This window comes from Nocardioides sp. SRI_004, assembly GCF_057586415.1.
Genome location: NZ_JBYCZV010000022.1, coordinates 45,958 through 61,652, shown reverse-complemented (window position 1 = coordinate 61,652; position 15,695 = coordinate 45,958). Strand labels below are relative to the sequence as shown.

18 protein-coding genes are annotated in these 15,695 nt (G+C 72.5%); 12 read left to right on the top strand and 6 right to left on the bottom strand.

Annotated elements, in window-relative coordinates; translation table 11 throughout:
• Nucleotides 1-93: 93 nt before the first annotated feature.
• The 6 genes from AC2YHB_RS23265 (at nucleotide 94) to AC2YHB_RS23240 (ending at nucleotide 7,210) form a co-directional block, all read left to right on the top strand.
• A complete protein-coding gene (locus AC2YHB_RS23265; RefSeq protein WP_487354706.1) occupies nucleotides 94-1,452 on the top strand; it encodes a lipase family protein in 1,359 nt (452 codons plus the stop codon).
• 104 nt (nucleotides 1,453-1,556) lie between these two features.
• Nucleotides 1,557-2,363: an esterase/lipase family protein gene (locus AC2YHB_RS23260; protein ID WP_487354705.1), complete on the top strand. Its 807-nt coding sequence runs from the start codon at nucleotides 1,557-1,559 to the stop codon at nucleotides 2,361-2,363.
• Nucleotides 2,360-3,142 (top strand): lysophospholipid acyltransferase family protein, encoded by a 783-nt coding sequence (locus AC2YHB_RS23255; RefSeq protein ID WP_487354704.1) that lies wholly within the window; start codon nucleotides 2,360-2,362, stop codon nucleotides 3,140-3,142. The genes AC2YHB_RS23260 and AC2YHB_RS23255 overlap by 4 nt, the downstream gene beginning before the upstream one ends.
• On the top strand, nucleotides 3,142-4,779 hold the full coding sequence (locus AC2YHB_RS23250) for an AMP-binding protein (protein ID WP_487354703.1): 1,638 nt from the start codon (nucleotides 3,142-3,144) through the stop codon (nucleotides 4,777-4,779). Before AC2YHB_RS23255 ends, AC2YHB_RS23250 begins: the two co-directional genes overlap by 1 nt.
• Entirely contained in the window at nucleotides 4,776-6,239 is a 1,464-nt protein-coding gene (locus tag AC2YHB_RS23245) for a WS/DGAT/MGAT family O-acyltransferase (RefSeq protein ID WP_487354702.1), read from the top strand. The genes AC2YHB_RS23250 and AC2YHB_RS23245 overlap by 4 nt, the downstream gene beginning before the upstream one ends.
• A complete protein-coding gene (locus AC2YHB_RS23240; RefSeq protein ID WP_179650590.1) occupies nucleotides 6,236-7,210 on the top strand; it encodes an alpha/beta fold hydrolase in 975 nt (324 codons plus the stop codon). The genes AC2YHB_RS23245 and AC2YHB_RS23240 overlap by 4 nt, the downstream gene beginning before the upstream one ends.
• 1 nt (nucleotide 7,211) lies before the next feature.
• Here AC2YHB_RS23240 and AC2YHB_RS23235 read toward each other — a convergent pair whose 3' ends face one another.
• Nucleotides 7,212-7,643, bottom strand: coding sequence for a CBS domain-containing protein (locus AC2YHB_RS23235; RefSeq protein ID WP_036542017.1), 432 nt, complete (start codon nucleotides 7,641-7,643; stop codon nucleotides 7,212-7,214).
• Between the two features lie 10 nt (nucleotides 7,644-7,653).
• On the bottom strand, nucleotides 7,654-8,562 hold the full coding sequence (locus tag AC2YHB_RS23230; protein WP_179650591.1) for an inositol monophosphatase family protein: 909 nt from the start codon (nucleotides 8,560-8,562) through the stop codon (nucleotides 7,654-7,656).
• 60 nt (nucleotides 8,563-8,622) lie between these two features.
• Here AC2YHB_RS23230 and AC2YHB_RS23225 point away from each other — a divergent pair, with 60 nt between their 5' ends.
• Nucleotides 8,623-9,072, top strand: a complete 450-nt coding sequence (locus tag AC2YHB_RS23225; RefSeq protein ID WP_179650593.1) for a DUF2231 domain-containing protein — start codon at nucleotides 8,623-8,625, stop codon at nucleotides 9,070-9,072.
• 93 nt (nucleotides 9,073-9,165) lie between these two features.
• Here AC2YHB_RS23225 and rsgA read toward each other — a convergent pair whose 3' ends face one another.
• Genes rsgA through AC2YHB_RS23210 form a run of 3 tightly spaced genes read right to left on the bottom strand, consistent with a single transcriptional unit; the run spans nucleotide 9,166 to nucleotide 11,984 of the window.
• Complete coding sequence (gene rsgA / locus AC2YHB_RS23220) at nucleotides 9,166-10,167, bottom strand: ribosome small subunit-dependent GTPase A (RefSeq protein ID WP_487354701.1); 1,002 nt, start codon at nucleotides 10,165-10,167, stop codon at nucleotides 9,166-9,168.
• Between the two features lie 7 nt (nucleotides 10,168-10,174).
• Nucleotides 10,175-11,458, bottom strand: coding sequence for a 3-phosphoshikimate 1-carboxyvinyltransferase (gene aroA, locus AC2YHB_RS23215; RefSeq protein WP_179650597.1), 1,284 nt, complete (start codon nucleotides 11,456-11,458; stop codon nucleotides 10,175-10,177).
• Nucleotides 11,459-11,471: 13 nt separating this feature from the next.
• Complete coding sequence (locus AC2YHB_RS23210; RefSeq protein WP_179650599.1) at nucleotides 11,472-11,984, bottom strand: DoxX family membrane protein; 513 nt, start codon at nucleotides 11,982-11,984, stop codon at nucleotides 11,472-11,474.
• 50 nt (nucleotides 11,985-12,034) lie between these two features.
• Between AC2YHB_RS23210 and AC2YHB_RS23205 the strand changes: the two genes are divergently transcribed.
• From AC2YHB_RS23205 to AC2YHB_RS23185, 5 genes are all read left to right on the top strand, one after another.
• Nucleotides 12,035-12,853 carry an SOS response-associated peptidase gene (locus AC2YHB_RS23205; protein WP_179650600.1) on the top strand — a complete coding sequence of 273 codons (819 nt, stop codon included), beginning with the start codon at nucleotides 12,035-12,037 and terminating at the stop codon, nucleotides 12,851-12,853.
• Nucleotides 12,850-13,509 carry an alpha/beta hydrolase family protein gene (locus AC2YHB_RS23200; protein WP_036542029.1) on the top strand — a complete coding sequence of 220 codons (660 nt, stop codon included), beginning with the start codon at nucleotides 12,850-12,852 and terminating at the stop codon, nucleotides 13,507-13,509. The genes AC2YHB_RS23205 and AC2YHB_RS23200 overlap by 4 nt, the downstream gene beginning before the upstream one ends.
• Before the next feature lie 69 nt (nucleotides 13,510-13,578).
• On the top strand, nucleotides 13,579-14,250 hold the full coding sequence (locus AC2YHB_RS23195) for a sigma-70 family RNA polymerase sigma factor (RefSeq protein WP_051931874.1): 672 nt from the start codon (nucleotides 13,579-13,581) through the stop codon (nucleotides 14,248-14,250).
• Nucleotides 14,250-14,564, top strand: a complete 315-nt coding sequence (gene rsrA / locus AC2YHB_RS23190) for a mycothiol system anti-sigma-R factor (RefSeq protein WP_051931691.1) — start codon at nucleotides 14,250-14,252, stop codon at nucleotides 14,562-14,564. The genes AC2YHB_RS23195 and rsrA overlap by 1 nt, the downstream gene beginning before the upstream one ends.
• A gap of 39 nt (nucleotides 14,565-14,603) precedes the next feature.
• Nucleotides 14,604-15,434, top strand: coding sequence for an oxidoreductase (locus AC2YHB_RS23185; protein WP_207010225.1), 831 nt, complete (start codon nucleotides 14,604-14,606; stop codon nucleotides 15,432-15,434).
• Nucleotides 15,435-15,527: 93 nt separating this feature from the next.
• On the opposite strand, the gene AC2YHB_RS23180 is transcribed toward AC2YHB_RS23185, so the two are convergent.
• Nucleotides 15,528-15,602, bottom strand: a complete 75-nt coding sequence (locus AC2YHB_RS23180) for a 50S ribosomal protein bL37 (protein WP_370249596.1) — start codon at nucleotides 15,600-15,602, stop codon at nucleotides 15,528-15,530.
• Between the last annotated feature and the right edge of the window lie 93 nt (nucleotides 15,603-15,695).

Here is a 15,695-nt window from a genome sequence, read left to right as displayed (position 1 = left end):
GCCCGGTCGCGACGACCGTTGACAAGTGACAGGACTGTCACTAATCATTGCCAGCGGTTCGTGACGACGGTCACGGGGAGGGTTGGTCGGTTCATGGGGTCCTGCACGTCCCGCCGTGCTCGGTTCGCGGCGTCCTTGCTCGCGATCGCCGTCGCGTTCGGCGCATCGCTCACCTCGGTCGCGCCGGGCGCCCAGGCTGCTCCGGCAGCTGCTCCGGCGGTCCGGGGTGCCGCCGCGACGCCGGACCCGTTCTTCACCTACACGGGCACCAGGCCGCTGGCGGACTACGCGCCCGGCGCGGTGCTGAGGACGCGGACGGTGCCCTACAGCGTGGCGGGGCTCGACCTGCCGCTCACCGTCGTGCAGGTCCTCTTCCGCACGACCGACGCCCGCGGCCGGGCGGTCGCCGGGGTGACCTCGGTGATCAAGCCGCCGACCGGTACGGCGACCCGCGTGGTCTCCTACCAGTCGTTCTACGACTCCCTCGACCCCGAGCACGGGCCCTCGCGCGCCTTCACCGGTGCGCGGACGCTGGGCGCGATGCCCGCGCACGTCGAGACGCTGCTGGTGTCGTCCTTCCTGCTGCAGGGCTACGCGATCGTCATGGCGGACACGCAGGGGCCCACGGCCGACTTCGCCGCCGGTCCCGAGTACGGCTATGTCACCCTCGACTCGATCCGCGCGGTCCTCCGGGCGAGCGGCACCGGCATCGCCCCCACCGCCAAGGTCGGCCTGCTCGGCTACTCCGGTGGCGCGATCGCCACCAACTGGGCGTCCACGCTCGCGCCGTCGTACGCGCCCGACGTCAACCGCCGGCTGGTCGGCGCCGCCGAGGGCGGCGTGCTGGTGCGGCCCTCGGCCAATCTCGGGTACGTCGACGGCTCGATGGTCTGGGCCGGCGTGATGCCGATGGCCGTCGTCGGGGTGGCCCGGGCCTACGGGATCGACCTGACGCCGTACCTCAGCGACTACGGCAAGCAGGTCTACGCCAAGCTCCAGAAGGCCTCGATCAGCCAGGTGCTCGGCGCCTACCCGGGGCTGACCTGGAAGCAGCTCACCAAGCCGGCCTACGCCGACCCGGCCGACATCCCGGTCTTCGTGACGACGGTCAACAAGCTCAACCTGGGCAGCCGGCCGAGCCCGACGGTGCCGATGTTCATCGGCCAGGGCACCGGCGGCGAGCTCGAGGGAACGCCGGGCACGAAGGCCGGGCTCGGCCGGGGCGACGGCGTGATGCTGGCCGGCGACGTGCGCACCCTCGCGCGGCAGTACTGCGCCGACGGCACCCGCGTGGTCCACCGCGAGTACCCGCTGAGCCACTTCACGTCGGTGCCGCTGTGGCTGCCCGAGGCGATCGGCTGGCTGGGCGCACGCTTCGCCGGCACACCCGCGCCGAGCAACTGCGCGACGATCCGGCCGGGCAACCCGCTCACGCCGCTCGCCGCCTCCTGAGCGGGGCCGGCGCGGATGTGATCTGCGACCCTCGCGCTTGCCGTCGTCGCAGGTCAGCGGCCATACTCCCAGAGAACTAGAACACGTTCTACATGGGGGCAAGGGTGTACGACTTCGAAGGCGAGCACGGAGGTGCTCCGGGAGGCGGGGCGCCGGCGCGTGCCCTGATGCTCCTGGAGCTGCCCCGCTGGACGGTCGAGTACGGCGCCTCGCGCCTGCTCGACCTCGCCGCCGTGGCCCTGCCCGAGCGCGACCTCGGCGCGGGCCGGCCGGTGCTGGTGCTGCCCGGGTTCTCGGCCCACGACCGGCTGACGGGACGCCTGCGCGGCCACCTCGCGCAGCGCGGGTGGCAGGTGCACGGCTGGGAGCTGGGCAGCAACCACGGGCTGACCGAGAGGATCGTCACCGGCCTGCCGCAGCGCCTCGCCGAGGTCGCCGACCGGTACGGCGAGTCGGTGGCCGTCGTGGGCTGGAGCTTCGGCGGCCTGCTGGCCCGCTGGCTCGCCCACGAGCACCCCGACCGGGTCCGCCAGGTCGTCTGCCTCGGCTCCCCGTGGCGCGCCGAGGGGGAGCGGACCCGCGCCACCGGCATGTTCGAGAAGTCGCGCGAGAAGCACGGCATCGTCGACAACGCCCGCGAGATCGTCGACCTGCTGCGCGGGCCGGTTCCGGTGCCGCTCACCGCGGTGTGGTCGAGGACCGACGGGATCGTGCCCTGGCGCGGCTGCACCGTGGACGAGCAGGTCGAGCCTCCCGCCGAGAATGTGGAGGTCGTGAGCAGCCATGTCGGGATGGTCGCCAACCCGCTGGTGCTCTCCGTCGTCGTCGACCGGCTCCGGCAGGACCCGGCCGCGTGGGAGCCCTTCGCGTGGCGCAACGTCCTGCCCGGGCTCCCCGGAGCAGCGTCGTGAGCGCGCTCGAGCGGCGCGACCCGTCGTACGTCGCCGGCGCGCTGCCGCTGCTCAAGCTGGCCATGAAGGCCTACTTCCGCTCGAGCGTGTCCGGCATGGACAAGGTCCCCGACGGCGGAGCTCTCATCGTCGGCAACCACTCCGGCGGGCTGATGCCGATGGACGTGCCGATCATCGCGGTCTCCTTCGCCGAGACCTTCGGCGCCGACCGGCCGCTCTACTGCCTGGCGCACGACATGCTGTTCACCGGAGCGGCCGGCCCGGTGATGCGCAAGTTCGGCTTCGTCAACGCCACCCGGGAGGCCGCGCACGAGATCCTCACCGCGGGCGGGGTCACGATCGTCTTCCCCGGCGGCGACTACGACACCTTCCGGCCGACCCTCAAGGCCAATGTCGTCGACTTCAACGGGCGCACCGGCTACCTCCGCACGGCGTTGCGGGCGGGCGTGCCGATCGTGCCCGTCGTGTCGATCGGCGGCCAGGAGTCGCAGCTCTTCCTGACCCGCGGGGAGTGGCTGGGCAGGTACTCCCCGCTGCGCAGGCTGATGCGGACCGACCTCTTCCCGATCGGCTTCGGCTTTCCGTTCGGCCTGGTGCCCGCACCGCTGAACCTCCCGCTGCCGACCAAGATCACCACGCAGGTGCTGGACCCGATCGACATCGAGGCGGAGTTCGGGCCGGAACCGGACCTCGCCGAGGTCGACGAGGTCGTGCGCGGGCGGATGCAGGACGCGCTGGCGGAGATGTCTCGACAGCGACGCTTCCCGGTGCTGGGGTGATGGTCGTGCTCCACCGGATCCGCACGCAGCTGTGGGTGTTCAAGGTCCTCGTCGCGACGCGGATGCTGGTGCTGATGAGCCCGGCGAAGTACGTCCGCCTGGTGCGGATCCTGCGCGAGCAGGGCACCAACGCCACGACGAGCTTCGCCCTCGCCGCCGTACGACGCCCGCACGGCACCGGCCTCGTGGACGAGCGCGGGGCGCTGACCTGGCGGGAGCTGCAGGACCGTTCCGCGGCGCTGGCCGCCGGGCTCCTCGCGACGGCGGGTGCTGACGACGCGCGCATCGAAACCGTGGCGATCCTGTGCCGCAACCACCGTGGCTTCGTCGACGCGCTGCTCGCCAACTCGCGGCTCGGCGGCAGCGCGCTGCTCCTGAACACCGGCTTCTCCGGCCCGCAGCTGGCCGACGTGATGGAGCGCGAGGGTGCCCGCGTCATCCTGTACGACGAGGAGTTCGCCGGCGTCGTCGCGTACGCCCGGTCCCGCATCGACGGACTGGTCGAGGTCCTCGGCTGGACCGACTCACCCGTCCCCGCCGGGGTCCTGAGCATCGAGGGCCTGATCGCCGCGCACGCCGGACAGGCGCCGCCGAAGCCGGCCACCCGCGGCCGGGTCGTGCTGCTCACCTCCGGCACGACCGGCACGCCGAAGGGCGCCCGCCGCAGCGGGGGCGGCGCGGACGAGCTCGCCGGCATGCTGGAGATGATCCCGTGGCGCGGGGAGGAGACCGCCGTCGTCGCCGCGCCGATGTTCCACGCGTGGGGCTTCGGCCAGCTCGTGATCGCCGCGACCATGACCACCACGGTCGTCACCCGCCGCAAGTTCGACCCGGAGGCCACGCTGGCGCTCGTCGACGAGCACCGCGCGACCGGCCTCAGCGTCGTACCGGTCATGCTGGAGCGGATCATGGAGCTGCCGCCCGCGGTCCTGGACCGCTACTCCCTGCGGAGTCTGCGCTTCGTGTCGGCCAGCGGCTCGCGGATGAAGCCGCAGTCGGTCATCGCCTTCATGGATCGCTTCGGCGACGTCGTCCACAACAGCTACAACGCCACCGAGGCGGGGCAGATCAGCGTCGCCCAGCCGGCCGACCTCCGGCACGCGCCGGACACCGCGGGCCGGCCGGTGCGCGGCACCCTGCTGCGAGTGGTCGACGACAACGGCCGCGATGTCGGGCCCGAGGTGGTGGGACGGATCCTGGTCCGCGGTGCATCGCCCTTCGACGGCTACACGGCCGGCGCCGAGAAGGACTTCATCGACGGCTACATGGTCAGCGGCGACGTCGGCCGGCTCGACGCCGACGGGCGGCTCTACGTGGTCGGGCGCGACGACGACATGATCGTGTCGGGCGGCGAGAACGTCTACCCGATCGAGGTCGAGAAGGTCCTCGGAGCCCACCCGGCCGTCCGCGAGGTGGTGGTCGTCGGGGTCGAGGACGAGGCGTTCGGCCAGCGACTGGCGGCGTACGTCGCCGTGCAGGACGGCAGCGAGGCGCCCACCGTCGACGACCTGAAGGCCCATGTGCGCGACCGGCTCGCCGGCTACAAGGTGCCACGCGATGTCGTCTTCCTCGACGCGCTGCCCCGCAACGCCTCGGGCAAGATCATGGTCCGCGAGCTGCCCGGGATGGCGTCGTGAATGGCGGGAGGGTCCGCCCGGCGATCGAGCGGATGACGGGCTTCGACGCGGGCTTCCTCTACATGGAGACCCCGTCGGTCCACATGCACACCCTCAAGATCGCCATCCTCGAGGCCGACGACGCGCTGTCGTACGAGGCCTTCGTGGCCGGCATCCTGGCCCGGCTCAAGCGGCTGCCACCGCTGCGGCGCCGGGTCGTGGAGGTGCCCTTCGGGCTCAACCACCCGGTGTGGGTGACCCAGCGCCGGATCGACGTGCCCCACCACATCCGCCGGCACCGGATCGGCGGCCCCGACAACGAGGGGAGCATGCACGACCTCGAGCAGCTCATCGGGATCATCGCCAGCACGCCGCTGCACCGCGACCGGCCGCTGTGGGAGCTGCACTACTGCGAGGGCCTGGAGGGCGGCAGGGTCGCCGTCGTCGGCAAGATGCACCACGCGCTCGCCGACGGCGCGGCCGCCAACGCGCTGCTCGCCAATGTCACCGACGTGCGCTCCGCCGCCACGCCCGAGGCGGTGCAGGAGGAGTACGCCACCACCGACAGGCTGCCCAGCAAGGTCAACCTGCTGCGCCACGCCTGGGCCGACGCGGCCCGCCAGCTCCTCGACCTCCCCGACCTGCTGCGGCGTACCTTCCGCGGTGTGCGCGGTGTGGTCCGCGCCCGACGTGCCGGGGCGAACGCACCGGTGCCGGTCCTGCACGCGCCCCGGGTCTCCTTCAACGGCGCGCTCACGCCGCTGCGCTCCTTCGCCACGGTGACGCTCCCGCTCGCCGAGCTCAAGCGGATCCGCCTGCAGCACGACGGCGTCACCCTCAACGACATCGTCCTCGCCACGACGTCGGGTGCGCTGCGCCGCTGGCTGGCCGCCCACGACGAGCACCCGGCGTCCTCCCTGCTCGCCGGTGTCCCGGTGAGCACGGACGAGCGCGGCGCCGTCCCGCGGCTCGGCGGCAACCAGGTCTCCAACCTGTTCACCACGCTGGCCACCGACGTCGACGATCCGGTCCAGCGGCTGCGCAGGATCTCCGAGACCACGGCCCACGCCAAGGAGATCCACGCCCAGCTCGGCGCCTCGATCCTCGTCGACTGGTCGCAGTTCACGCCGCCGCGCCCGTTCGCCGCGGCGGTGCGTGCCTACTCGAGGCTCCGCGCGGCATCCTGGCACCCGGCGGCCTTCTCGGCGATCGTGTCCAACGTCCCGGGACCGCGCGAGCCCGCCGCCGTCGGGGGAGCGCGCCTGGCCGACCTGTTCAGCGTCGGCCCGCTCGTCGACGGCATCGGCCTCAACGTGACCGTCTGGTCCTATGTCGACCGGATGAACTTCTCGCTCCTCGCCTGCCCCGACCTGCTGCCGGACGTGCAGGTGCTGGCGTCGTACTTCCCCGCGGCGCTGGCCGAGCTCGACCTCGAGCCGCCGGCGTCCTCCGAGACCCCCGACCAGAGGATCAGTTCTTGACGACGCAGGTGATGAAGTCCGCCGGCCGCCACGCGCTGAAGGGCTCGTTCGTCGCTGCCCGCGCGGGCGGCAAGGCTGCCGTGTACGGCGTCCGTGCGGGCATCCGCCGCACCCAGCGCTTCCCGGCGCTGCCCGACCTGCCCGACGGCCGGTACGTCGACCTGCCGGGCCGCGGCGAGGCGTTCGTCGTCGACACCGGGGCGCCCGAGGGTCGGCCCGACGCGCCGGTGCTGCTGCTCTTCCACGGGCTCGCCACGACGTCGTACCTCACGTGGTTCAGCACGATCGACGAGCTGCGCGCCGACCACCGCATCGTGATGCTCGACCAGCGCTGGCACGGGCGCGGGATCGTGTCCGAGCGGTTCTCACTCGAGGACTGCGTCGACGACGCCGCGCTGGTGCTCGACGAGCTCGGCATCGACCGCGTGATCGCGGTCGGCTACTCGATGGGCGGCGCCCTGGCCCAGCTGTTCTGGCGTCGGCACGGCGAGCGGACGGCGGGCCTCGTGCTCGCCTCGACCGCGGCGTGCTGGAGGGCGAACCTCGGCGACGCGATGTTCTACCCGGTCCTCGGGGCGGCCAACGCCCGCTTCCGCGAGCACTACCGTGCGCGGGTCCAGGAGGTGCGTTCCTCCCTGGCCGAGGCCGCCGTCGTCGGCGGGGAGATGTCGACCTGGGCGTGGGCGGAGTTCCGCAGCACCAGCGCCTGGGCGATGCCGGAGGTGCTCGGCACGCTCGGCGGCTTCGACGCCCGGCCGTGGCTGGGGGAGATCGACGTCCCGACGGCCGTCGTGGTCACCGCGCGCGACCACGCGATCGCGACGGCCCGCCAGCGGGCGATGGCCGCCGCCATCCCGGGCGCGAGCGTGCACGAGTCACCCGGCGGGCACGCCTCGGTGGTCTTCGACGTGCACCGCTGGCGGCCGGTGTTCCTCGCGGCCGTGGCGGAGGTCGTGGAGCGGGTCGGCTGACTCAGCTCTGGTGCACGTAGGAGTCGAGCTGGTCGCGCTCGAACTGCAGCTGGTCGATCTTGTGCTTGACCAGGTCGCCGATGCTGACGATCCCGACGACCCGGCCGTCCTGCGCGGCGGGGATGTGGCGGAACCGGAGCTCGGTCATCACCTGCATCACCTCGTCGAGGTCGTCGTCGGGGGAGCAGGTGCGCACCTCGGTCGTCATGATCGCCGACACGACGTTGTTGATCACGGTGCCGTCGTGGTGGAGGGTCCGGACGACGTCGCGCTCGGAGACGATGCCGTCGAGCGTCGTACCGTCGGAGCTGACCACCACCGCACCGATGTTGTGCTCCGCGAGCGTCGCGAGCAGCTCGCGCACACCCGCGTCGGGACGGATGGTCACGACGTCCTTGAGGGACTTCGACTGGAGCACGTCACTGATGCGCATGTGACGCAGGTTACTCGGAGGTGGGTGTTCCGTCACTGGTCTCGTCGGACGGGCGGTGGCGGCGCGAGCGCAGGTCGGACACGCTGCCCGGCCCGGTCCGCGGCCAGTCCGGGTCGTCGTCGCCGCCGGTCGTGCTGCCGATGAAGGACAGGGCCGCCTCGTGCAGGTGGCCGTTGGTGGCCAGCGCGTTGCCGCCCCACGGGCCCTCGCGGCCGTCGAGAGAGGTGAACCGGCCCCCGGCCTCGCGCACGATGATGTCGAGCGCGGCCATGTCGTAGACCTCGAGCTCCGGCTCGGCCGCCAGGTCGACGGCGCCCTCGGCGAGGAGCATGTAGGACCAGAAGTCGCCGTAGGCGCGGGTCCGCCACACGCGGCGCAGCAGGGCGAGCAGGTCCTCGCCGATGCCGCGGTCCTCCCAGCCGCTGATGGAGGAGTAGGAGAACGACGCGTCCTCGAGGCGGCGTACGTCGGAGACGTGGCACTGCGTGGCCTTCATCAGCGACTTGCCGGTCCACGCGCCCTGGTCCTTCGAGGCCCACCAGCGCCGCTGCAGGGCCGGCGCGGAGACGACGCCGAGCACGACCTCGTCGTCGACGACGAGGGAGATCAGCGTCGCCCAGACGGGCACGCCGCGCACGTAGTTCTTGGTGCCGTCGATCGGGTCGATGATCCAGCGTCGCTGCGAGTGCCCGGACGTGCCCTGCTCCTCGCCGGTGACGGCGTCGCGGCTGCGCGCTCGGGAGAGGGTACGACGGATCGACTCCTCGACGGCCTGGTCGGCGTCGGTCACGGGGGTGAGGTCCGGCTTGCTCATGACGTGGAGGTCGAGCGCCCGGAAGCGAGCCTGGGTGAGCGAGTCCGCGTCGTCGGCGAGCAGGTGCGCCAGGCGCAGGTCGTCGGTGTAGTCGGGTGCGGCCACAGGGGCACCCTAGCCGTGTCGCCGCTGGTGGCGGTTGGCGCGGTAGTGCACTCTTCAACCATGGAGATCAACGGGGTCCCCCTCCACCCGCTCGTCGTCCACTCGGCGGTGGTCTTCACGCCGCTCGCCTGCCTCGCGGCCCTGGCCTACGGCGTCCCGTCGTGGCGCGACCGGCTGCGCTGGCCCCTGGTCGTCCTCGCGGTGATCTCGGTCGTCAGCATCTGGGTCGCCTACCTGTCGGGCGAGGACCTGCGCGACGAGCGCTTCGCCCAGGCGAGCGGGCCGTTCCTCGAGCGGCTGCAGGACCACGAGGACTGGGCTGCGAAGCTGCGCATCGGCGCCACGGTGTTCGGCGTCCTCGCCTTCGCCGCCGCGTGGTTCCACACCCGCACCGGCGCCGTCCGCACCACCCTGACCGGCCTCACCGCCCTCGGTGCCGTGGTCACCCTCGTCCTCGTCTTCCTCACCGGCGACGCCGGCGCCCAGGCCACCTGGGAGATCGACTCCTGACCCTTTCAGGCCGACTTGCCACTTTCGCTGGTCGACTTGCCACCCATCGGGGGCGAGTTGCCGGCGAATCGGGTCGAGTCGCCGGGCGGCGGGTCAGTAGTCGGTGACGGAGCGGGCGGCGAGGAGCCGCCGGAAGGACGCGACCCGCTCGGGATCGGCCTCGCCGTTCGCGACCGCCTCGTCGAGCCCGCACTCGGGCTCGTCCTCGCCGTGGGTGCAGCCGCGCGGGCAGTCCTCGGTCATCTCGTCGAGGTCGGGGAAGGCCTCGATCAGGTGCTCGGGCTGGACGTGGGCGAGCCCGAAGGAGCGGATGCCGGGGGTGTCGATGATCCAGCCGTCGCCGTCGGTGAGCGGCAGCATCAGCGCGGACGTCGAGGTGTGCCGGCCCTGACCGGTCACGGCGTTCACGTGGCCGGTCTCGCGTCGCGCGTCGGGCACGAGGGCGTTGACGAGGGTGGACTTCCCGACGCCGCTGTGGCCGATCAGCACGCTGGTCTCGCCGCGCAGCCGGTCGTGCAGCGCGTCGAGCCCGATGATGGTCCGGTCGGCGTCGCGGCGGGTGACCTCCCACGGCACCCCCAGCGAGCGGTACGTCGACAGCAGGGTCTCGGGGTCCTCGAGGTCGGCCTTGGTGAGGCAGAGCAGCGGGGCCATCCCGCCGTCGTACGCCGCCACCAGTGCGCGGTCGATCCACCGTGGCCGGGGCTCGGGGTCGGCGAGGGCGGTGACGATGACGAACTGGGTGACGTTGGCGACGATCACCCGCTCGACCGGGTCGTCGTCGTCGGCGGTACGACGAAGGGTGCTGGTCCGCTCGAGGACCTCCACGATCCGGGCGAGTGACCCGTCGGCGCCGGACACGTCGCCGACGACGCGCACGCGGTCACCCACGACGACGCCCTTGCGGCCGAGCGGGCGGGCCTTCATGGCCATCACGGTGCGGTCGTCGATCAGCAGCGTGAACCGGCCGCGGTCGACGGTGACGACGAGCCCCTCGACGGCGTCGTCGTGGGAGGGCCGGTCCTTCGTCCGGGGGCGGGTACGACGGCGCGGACGGTCGTAGTGCTCGACGTCGTGCTCGTCGTACCTGCCCATCAGATCCTCAGAACAGCCCGGACCAGAAGCCGGCGAAGTCGGGGAAGGTCTTGCTGGTGGTGGCGACGTTCTCCACCAGCACGCCGGGGACGGCAGCGCCGATGATCACGCCGGCGTGGGCCATCCGGTGGTCGGCATAGGTGTGGAACACCCCGCCGGTCAGCGGGGCGGGCCGGATCGTCAGGCCGTCCGGGTGCTCGTCGACGTCGGCGCCGAGGGAGCCGAGCTCGGTCGCCAGCGCGGCGAGCCGGTCGGTCTCGTGGCCGCGGATGTGCGCGATCCCGGTGAGCTGCGACGGCGTCTGCGCGAGGGCGCACAGCGCGGCGATCGCGGGCGCCAGCTCGCCGACGTCGTGGAGGTCGGCCTGCAGGCCCTGCAGTCCCCGCCAGCCGTCCGTCGGCCCGGTGACCCGCAGCCCGTCGTCGACGCGCGCGACGGTGCAGCCCATCTGTGCCAGCAGGTCGCGCAGTGTGTCGCCGGCCTGGGTGGTCGAGGACGGCCAGTCGCGCACGGTGACGGATCCGCCCGAGACCGCCGCCAGAGCAAGGAAGGGCGCGGCGTTGGAGAGGTCCGGCTCGATCGCCTCGTCGTACGCCGCGACCGGGCCGGGGGCGACCGCCCAGCGGTTGGCCTCGCTGTCGTCGACCGCGACGCCGCGGTCGCGCAGCATCGCGATCGTCATCTCGATGTGGGGCAGTGAGGGGATCGGCTTGCCATCGTGGCGTACGTCGACGCCGGCGCCGAAGCGCGCCCCGGCGAGCAGCAGCGCGGACACGAACTGCGACGACGCCGACGCGTCGATGACCACCGTGCCGCCCGCGACCGAGCCGGTGCCGGCGATGGTGAAGGGGAGCGCGTCGGCGTCGGAGACGGGCACGCCGAGTCCGCGCAGGGCGGTGAGGATCTCGCCGACCGGGCGCTTGCGCATGTGCTCGTCGCCGTCGAAGGCCACCTCGCCGGCGACGAGCCCGGTGATCGGCGGCACGAAGCGCATCACCGTGCCGGCGAGCCCGCAGTCGACCTCGGCGCGACCGCCGGGCACGGAGCCGCCGAGCGGCGTGACCGCCCAGTCGTCGCCGCTGGTGTCGACCGTGGCGCCCAGGGCGGTGAGCGCCTGCGCCATCAGGAGGGTGTCGCGCGAGCGCAGCGCCCGTCGTACGACGGACGGGCCGTCGGCGATCGCGGCGAGGACCAGCGCGCGGTTGGTGAGCGACTTGCTGCCCGGGAGGCTCACGGTCGCGTCGACGGGGGAGGTGACGGTGGGCGCGGGCCAGGGGTCAGGAGTGCTCATCTCCCGCGAGAGTCTAGTGAACGCGCGCCTTGACCTTGGTGCCGAGGAGCGCGGCCTCGCGACGGGCGTCGTGCGCCGCGTGCGAGGCGCGCCACGCGATGCCCGGCTTGCCCGCCGTGTCGAGGGACGCGATGAGCAGTCCACCGGCCAGCGAGACGTTCTTCGCGAAGTGCACCAGCTGTGCCTTCCGGTCCTCGGGGGAGGACGCCTCCCAGAACCGGTGGTGCGCCGCGGTCGAGGGCAGCAGGGACGCGCCGAGGACCGCCGCGGAGAGTCGCGGTGCCTTGCCGGTGGCGAGCGCCGCGCCCGCCAGGAGCTGCAGCGCGCCGCTGACCCGGACCCACGTCGTGGGGTCCTGCGGCACGTGGACGGAGTCGGGCGTCGCGTTCTCGATCACGGGTCCGACCGCCTCGGCCACCGGGGCGACCTCCTTGGCGCGCGCGGGGGCGTCCTTGAGGTCCTGCACCCCGTTGGCGAGGAAGTACGACGCCAGGAGGGGACGGGCGAGGAGTCTGCTCAAAGCCATGGCTTCGCGGTACCCGGGGCGCGTCGGCCCACACAGATACATTGGCAGCCATGTGCGGTCGCTACGCCTCGAGCCGGAGCCCCGAGGACATCGTCGAGGAGTTCGAGGTCCTCGACCCCCGTCTGGAGCGGGCGATCCCGCCGTCGTGGAATGTCGCGCCCACCGACGAGGTGTACGCCGTCATGGAGCGCCAGCCGCGCAACGAGGCCGGTGAGCGGGAGGGCGACCCGGTGCGCCAGCTGCGTGCGCTGCGCTGGGGGCTGGTGCCGTCGTGGGCGAAGGACGAGAAGATCGGCAGCCGGATGATCAACGCCCGGGTGGAGACGGTCGCCGAGAAGCCGGCGTTCCGCAGGGCGTTCGCCTCCCGGCGATGCATCGTGCCGGCGGACGGCTACTACGAGTGGTACGAGACCGAGCACAAGGACGCCAAGGGCAAGCTGCGGAAGCAGCCCTTCTTCATCACCCCCGGGGACGGCTCGATCCTCGCCATGGCGGGGCTCTACGAGATCTGGCGCGACAAGTCGGTCCCGGAGGACGCCGAGGGCGCATTCCGCTGGACCTGCACCGTGCTCACCACCGAGGCCACCGACGCGCTCGGCCGCATCCACGACCGGATGCCGCTGCTCGTCGACCGGGCCAGCCGCGAGCAGTGGCTCGACCCGCGGCACACGATCGACGACCTCTCCGCGCTGCTCACGCCGGCGCAGCAGGCCGGCCTCCGCGCCTACCCGGTCTCGACGGCCGTCGGCAATGTCGCCAACAACGGCCCCCAGTTGGTCGAGCCGCTGCCGCTCACGGGCGACACGGGCGACACGGGCGACACGGGGGAGCCGGACGAGACCGACGACGGCCAGGGGACGCTGCTGTGAGCGACGAGCGCCTCCTCCCCACCGTGTACGGCGAGGGCCGGCTCGTGATGCGCCGGGCGCGCCGGCCCGTGGTGACCCTCCTGCTGAGCCACGGCGCGGGAGGGGGCATCGAGGCGCGGGACCTCGCCGCCCTCGCCGCGGGGCTCCCGGGGCAGGGCGTCAACGTCGCGCTCTTCGAGCAGCCGTGGCGCCGGGCCGGCAAGAAGGTCGCCTCGCCGCCGGCCACGCTGGACGTCGGTCTCCGTGCGGCGGCCGACGCGCTGCGGGTGCGCACCCCGCTGGTGGTGGGGGGCCGCTCGGCCGGCGCCCGGTCGGCGGCCCGGACCGCGCGCGAGCTCGGTGCCCGCGGCTGCCTGGCGCTGTCGTTCCCGCTGCACCCGCCCGGGAAGCCGGAGAAGTCGCGGCTGGAGGAGCTCGAGCTCGCCGGGGTGCCGACGCTGGTGGTGCAGGGGGAGCGGGACCCGTTCGGGCGGCCCGAGGAGTTCCCCGACCCGCTGCCGGGTCGCACGGACCTGGCCGTCGTCCCGGGGGCCGACCACGGCCTCGCCGTACCCAAGCGGGGGCCGGTCAGCGAGGACGAGGCGATGGCGATCGTGGTGGAGTCGACGCTCGAGTGGATCATCCGCGAGGTCGTGGGGAATGCCGTCGCCAGGTGACGCGTTCCCTATTTCATGATCGCGACGCTCGAGAGGCCGCAGGCGACCAGCCGCGTAGGCTGGGACGCGATGACCGAGACCTCTGACCTCTCCTCCCTCGAACCCGACACGTTCGACTCCCTCGGTGACCCCGAGGTCGTCGACGTCGCCACCGAGACCCCCGAGGAGCGCGCCGCCCGCTTCGAGCGTGACGCGCTGCCCTTCCTCGACCAGCTCTACGGAGCGGCGATGCGGATGACCCGCAACCCCGCCGACGCGGAGGACCTGGTCCAGGAGACCTTCGCGAAGGCGTTCTCGGCCTTCCACCAGTTCAAGCCCGGCACCAACCTGAAGGCCTGGCTGTACCGGATCCTGACCAACACCTTCATCAACAACTACCGGAAGAAGCAGCGCCAGCCGCAGCAGTCCCTGGCCGGCGACACCGGTGACGTGGAGGACTGGCAGCTCGCGCGTGCCGAGTCGCACACCTCGACGGGCCTGAAGTCCGCCGAGATGGAGGCGCTCGAGCACCTTCCCGACAGCCAGGTGAAGGACGCCCTGCAGCGGCTGCCCGAGGAGTTCCGGCTCGCGGTCTACCTCGCCGATGTCGAGGGATTCGCCTACAAGGAGATCGCCGAGATCATGGACACCCCGATCGGGACCGTGATGTCCCGCCTGCACCGCGGTCGCCGCCAGCTGCGCGACATGCTCTCCGACTACGTCCGCACCGGCGGCGACGCGCCCCTCGAGGGAGGCAAGTGATGTCCCTTTCCACCGACGGGCACGCCGAGGGCCACGAGGGCCACGTCCACCTGCACGACGACCCGACGGGCGCCGACTGTGCCGACTTCCTCGAGCGCATCGTCCGGCTGATCGACAATGAGCTCGAGGCCGGTGACTGCGCGGTCGTCCGCGCCCACATCGACTCCTGCAGCCCCTGTCTGGAGCGCTACGACCTGCAGCGCACCGTGAAGGCCGTGGTCGCCCGCTCGTGCGGCGAGACCGCCCCCGAGGAGCTGCGCGCCAAGGTGCGGATCCAGATCCAGCAGATCCAGGTGCAGATCAGCGAGGGCTGACCCCTCGGCCGGACCGCCGGCTTCTGCCATGATCGCGGGATGACGAAGACCGTCCTGATCACCGGCTGCTCCTCCGGTATCGGCGCCGCCACGGCGTCCCGCCTCCTCGACAGCGGCTGGGAGGTCTGGGCCAGCGCCCGCCGTCCCGAGACGCTCGCCGACCTCGCGGCAGCGGGCTGTCGCACCGTCGCCCTCGACGTCACCGACGAGGGCTCGATGAGCGCCGCCGTCGACACCGTCCTCGACGGGTCCGGTCGCCTCGACGCGCTCGTCAACAACGCCGGCTACTCCCAGTCCGGCGCGCTCGAGTCGCTCGACGTCGATGACGTACGCCGCCAGTTCGAGACCAACGTCTTCGGCCTGCTGCGCCTGACCCAGCTGGTCCTGCCGGTGATGCGCGAGCAGCGCTCGGGCCGGATCGTGAACATCGGCTCCATGGGCGGCAAGCTCACCTTCCCGGGCGGCGGCGCCTACCACGCCAGCAAGTACGCCGTGGAGGCGCTCTCCGACGCGCTGCGCTACGAGGTCTCGGGCTTCGGCATCAAGGTCGTGCTCATCGAGCCCGGCCTGATCACCACGAACTTCGAGGCCGCCGTCGCTGCGGGCATGCCGACCGGAGAGGGCCCCTACGCCGCCTTCAACGAGCAGGTCCAGGCGGCCACCACCGAGGCGTACGACGGCCCGATGGCCCGCTTCGGTGGCCCGCCCGAGGCGGTGGCGAAGGTGATCGAGAAGGCGCTCACGAAGGCCAACCCGAAGCCCCGCTACACGGTCACCATCTCGGCGCCGGCCGCGATGGCGGCCCGCAAGGTGCTCGGCGACCGGGGCTGGGACCTCGCGATGCGCACCCAGTTCCCGCGCCCGGAGTGATTCGCCGTTGATCCGAAGGCCCGAGCCGGGCCCGTGAAAAGCAGCGAACCCCCGGACGCAGGTCCGGGGGATTCGAGCGAACGCTGAGCGGGCTCAGCTGTTCGGGCGCTTGCCGTGGTTCGCGCCCTTCTTGCGGCGCGCGCGGCGCTTGCGGCCGGTCTTGCCCATGGTTCCTCCTAGAGTCGATCGGTCCAGTGTCTCAGGTGCCTGCGCCGACGTGGAAATCGGCCCGCTGCGACGATCCGGGCAAGGGTTCTCCGA

What these genes read in the sequence shown, in the direction of transcription:
- AC2YHB_RS23265 (WP_487354706.1), top strand. Translation starts at nt 94, where the DNA reads ATGGGGTCCTGCACGTCCCGCCGTGCTCGGTTCGCGGCGTCCTTGCTC.
- AC2YHB_RS23250 (WP_487354703.1), top strand. Translation starts at nt 3,142, where the DNA reads ATGGTCGTGCTCCACCGGATCCGCACGCAGCTGTGGGTGTTCAAGGTC.
- AC2YHB_RS23235 (WP_036542017.1), bottom strand. Translation starts at nt 7,643, where the DNA reads ATGCGCATCAGTGACGTGCTCCAGTCGAAGTCCCTCAAGGACGTCGTG.
- AC2YHB_RS23225 (WP_179650593.1), top strand. Translation starts at nt 8,623, where the DNA reads ATGGAGATCAACGGGGTCCCCCTCCACCCGCTCGTCGTCCACTCGGCG.
- rsgA (WP_487354701.1), bottom strand. Translation starts at nt 10,167, where the DNA reads ATGGGCAGGTACGACGAGCACGACGTCGAGCACTACGACCGTCCGCGC.
- aroA (WP_179650597.1), bottom strand. Translation starts at nt 11,458, where the DNA reads ATGAGCACTCCTGACCCCTGGCCCGCGCCCACCGTCACCTCCCCCGTC.
- AC2YHB_RS23210 (WP_179650599.1), bottom strand. Translation starts at nt 11,984, where the DNA reads ATGGCTTTGAGCAGACTCCTCGCCCGTCCCCTCCTGGCGTCGTACTTC.
- AC2YHB_RS23205 (WP_179650600.1), top strand. Translation starts at nt 12,035, where the DNA reads ATGTGCGGTCGCTACGCCTCGAGCCGGAGCCCCGAGGACATCGTCGAG.
- AC2YHB_RS23195 (WP_051931874.1), top strand. Translation starts at nt 13,579, where the DNA reads ATGACCGAGACCTCTGACCTCTCCTCCCTCGAACCCGACACGTTCGAC.
- rsrA (WP_051931691.1), top strand. Translation starts at nt 14,250, where the DNA reads ATGTCCCTTTCCACCGACGGGCACGCCGAGGGCCACGAGGGCCACGTC.
- AC2YHB_RS23185 (WP_207010225.1), top strand. Translation starts at nt 14,604, where the DNA reads ATGACGAAGACCGTCCTGATCACCGGCTGCTCCTCCGGTATCGGCGCC.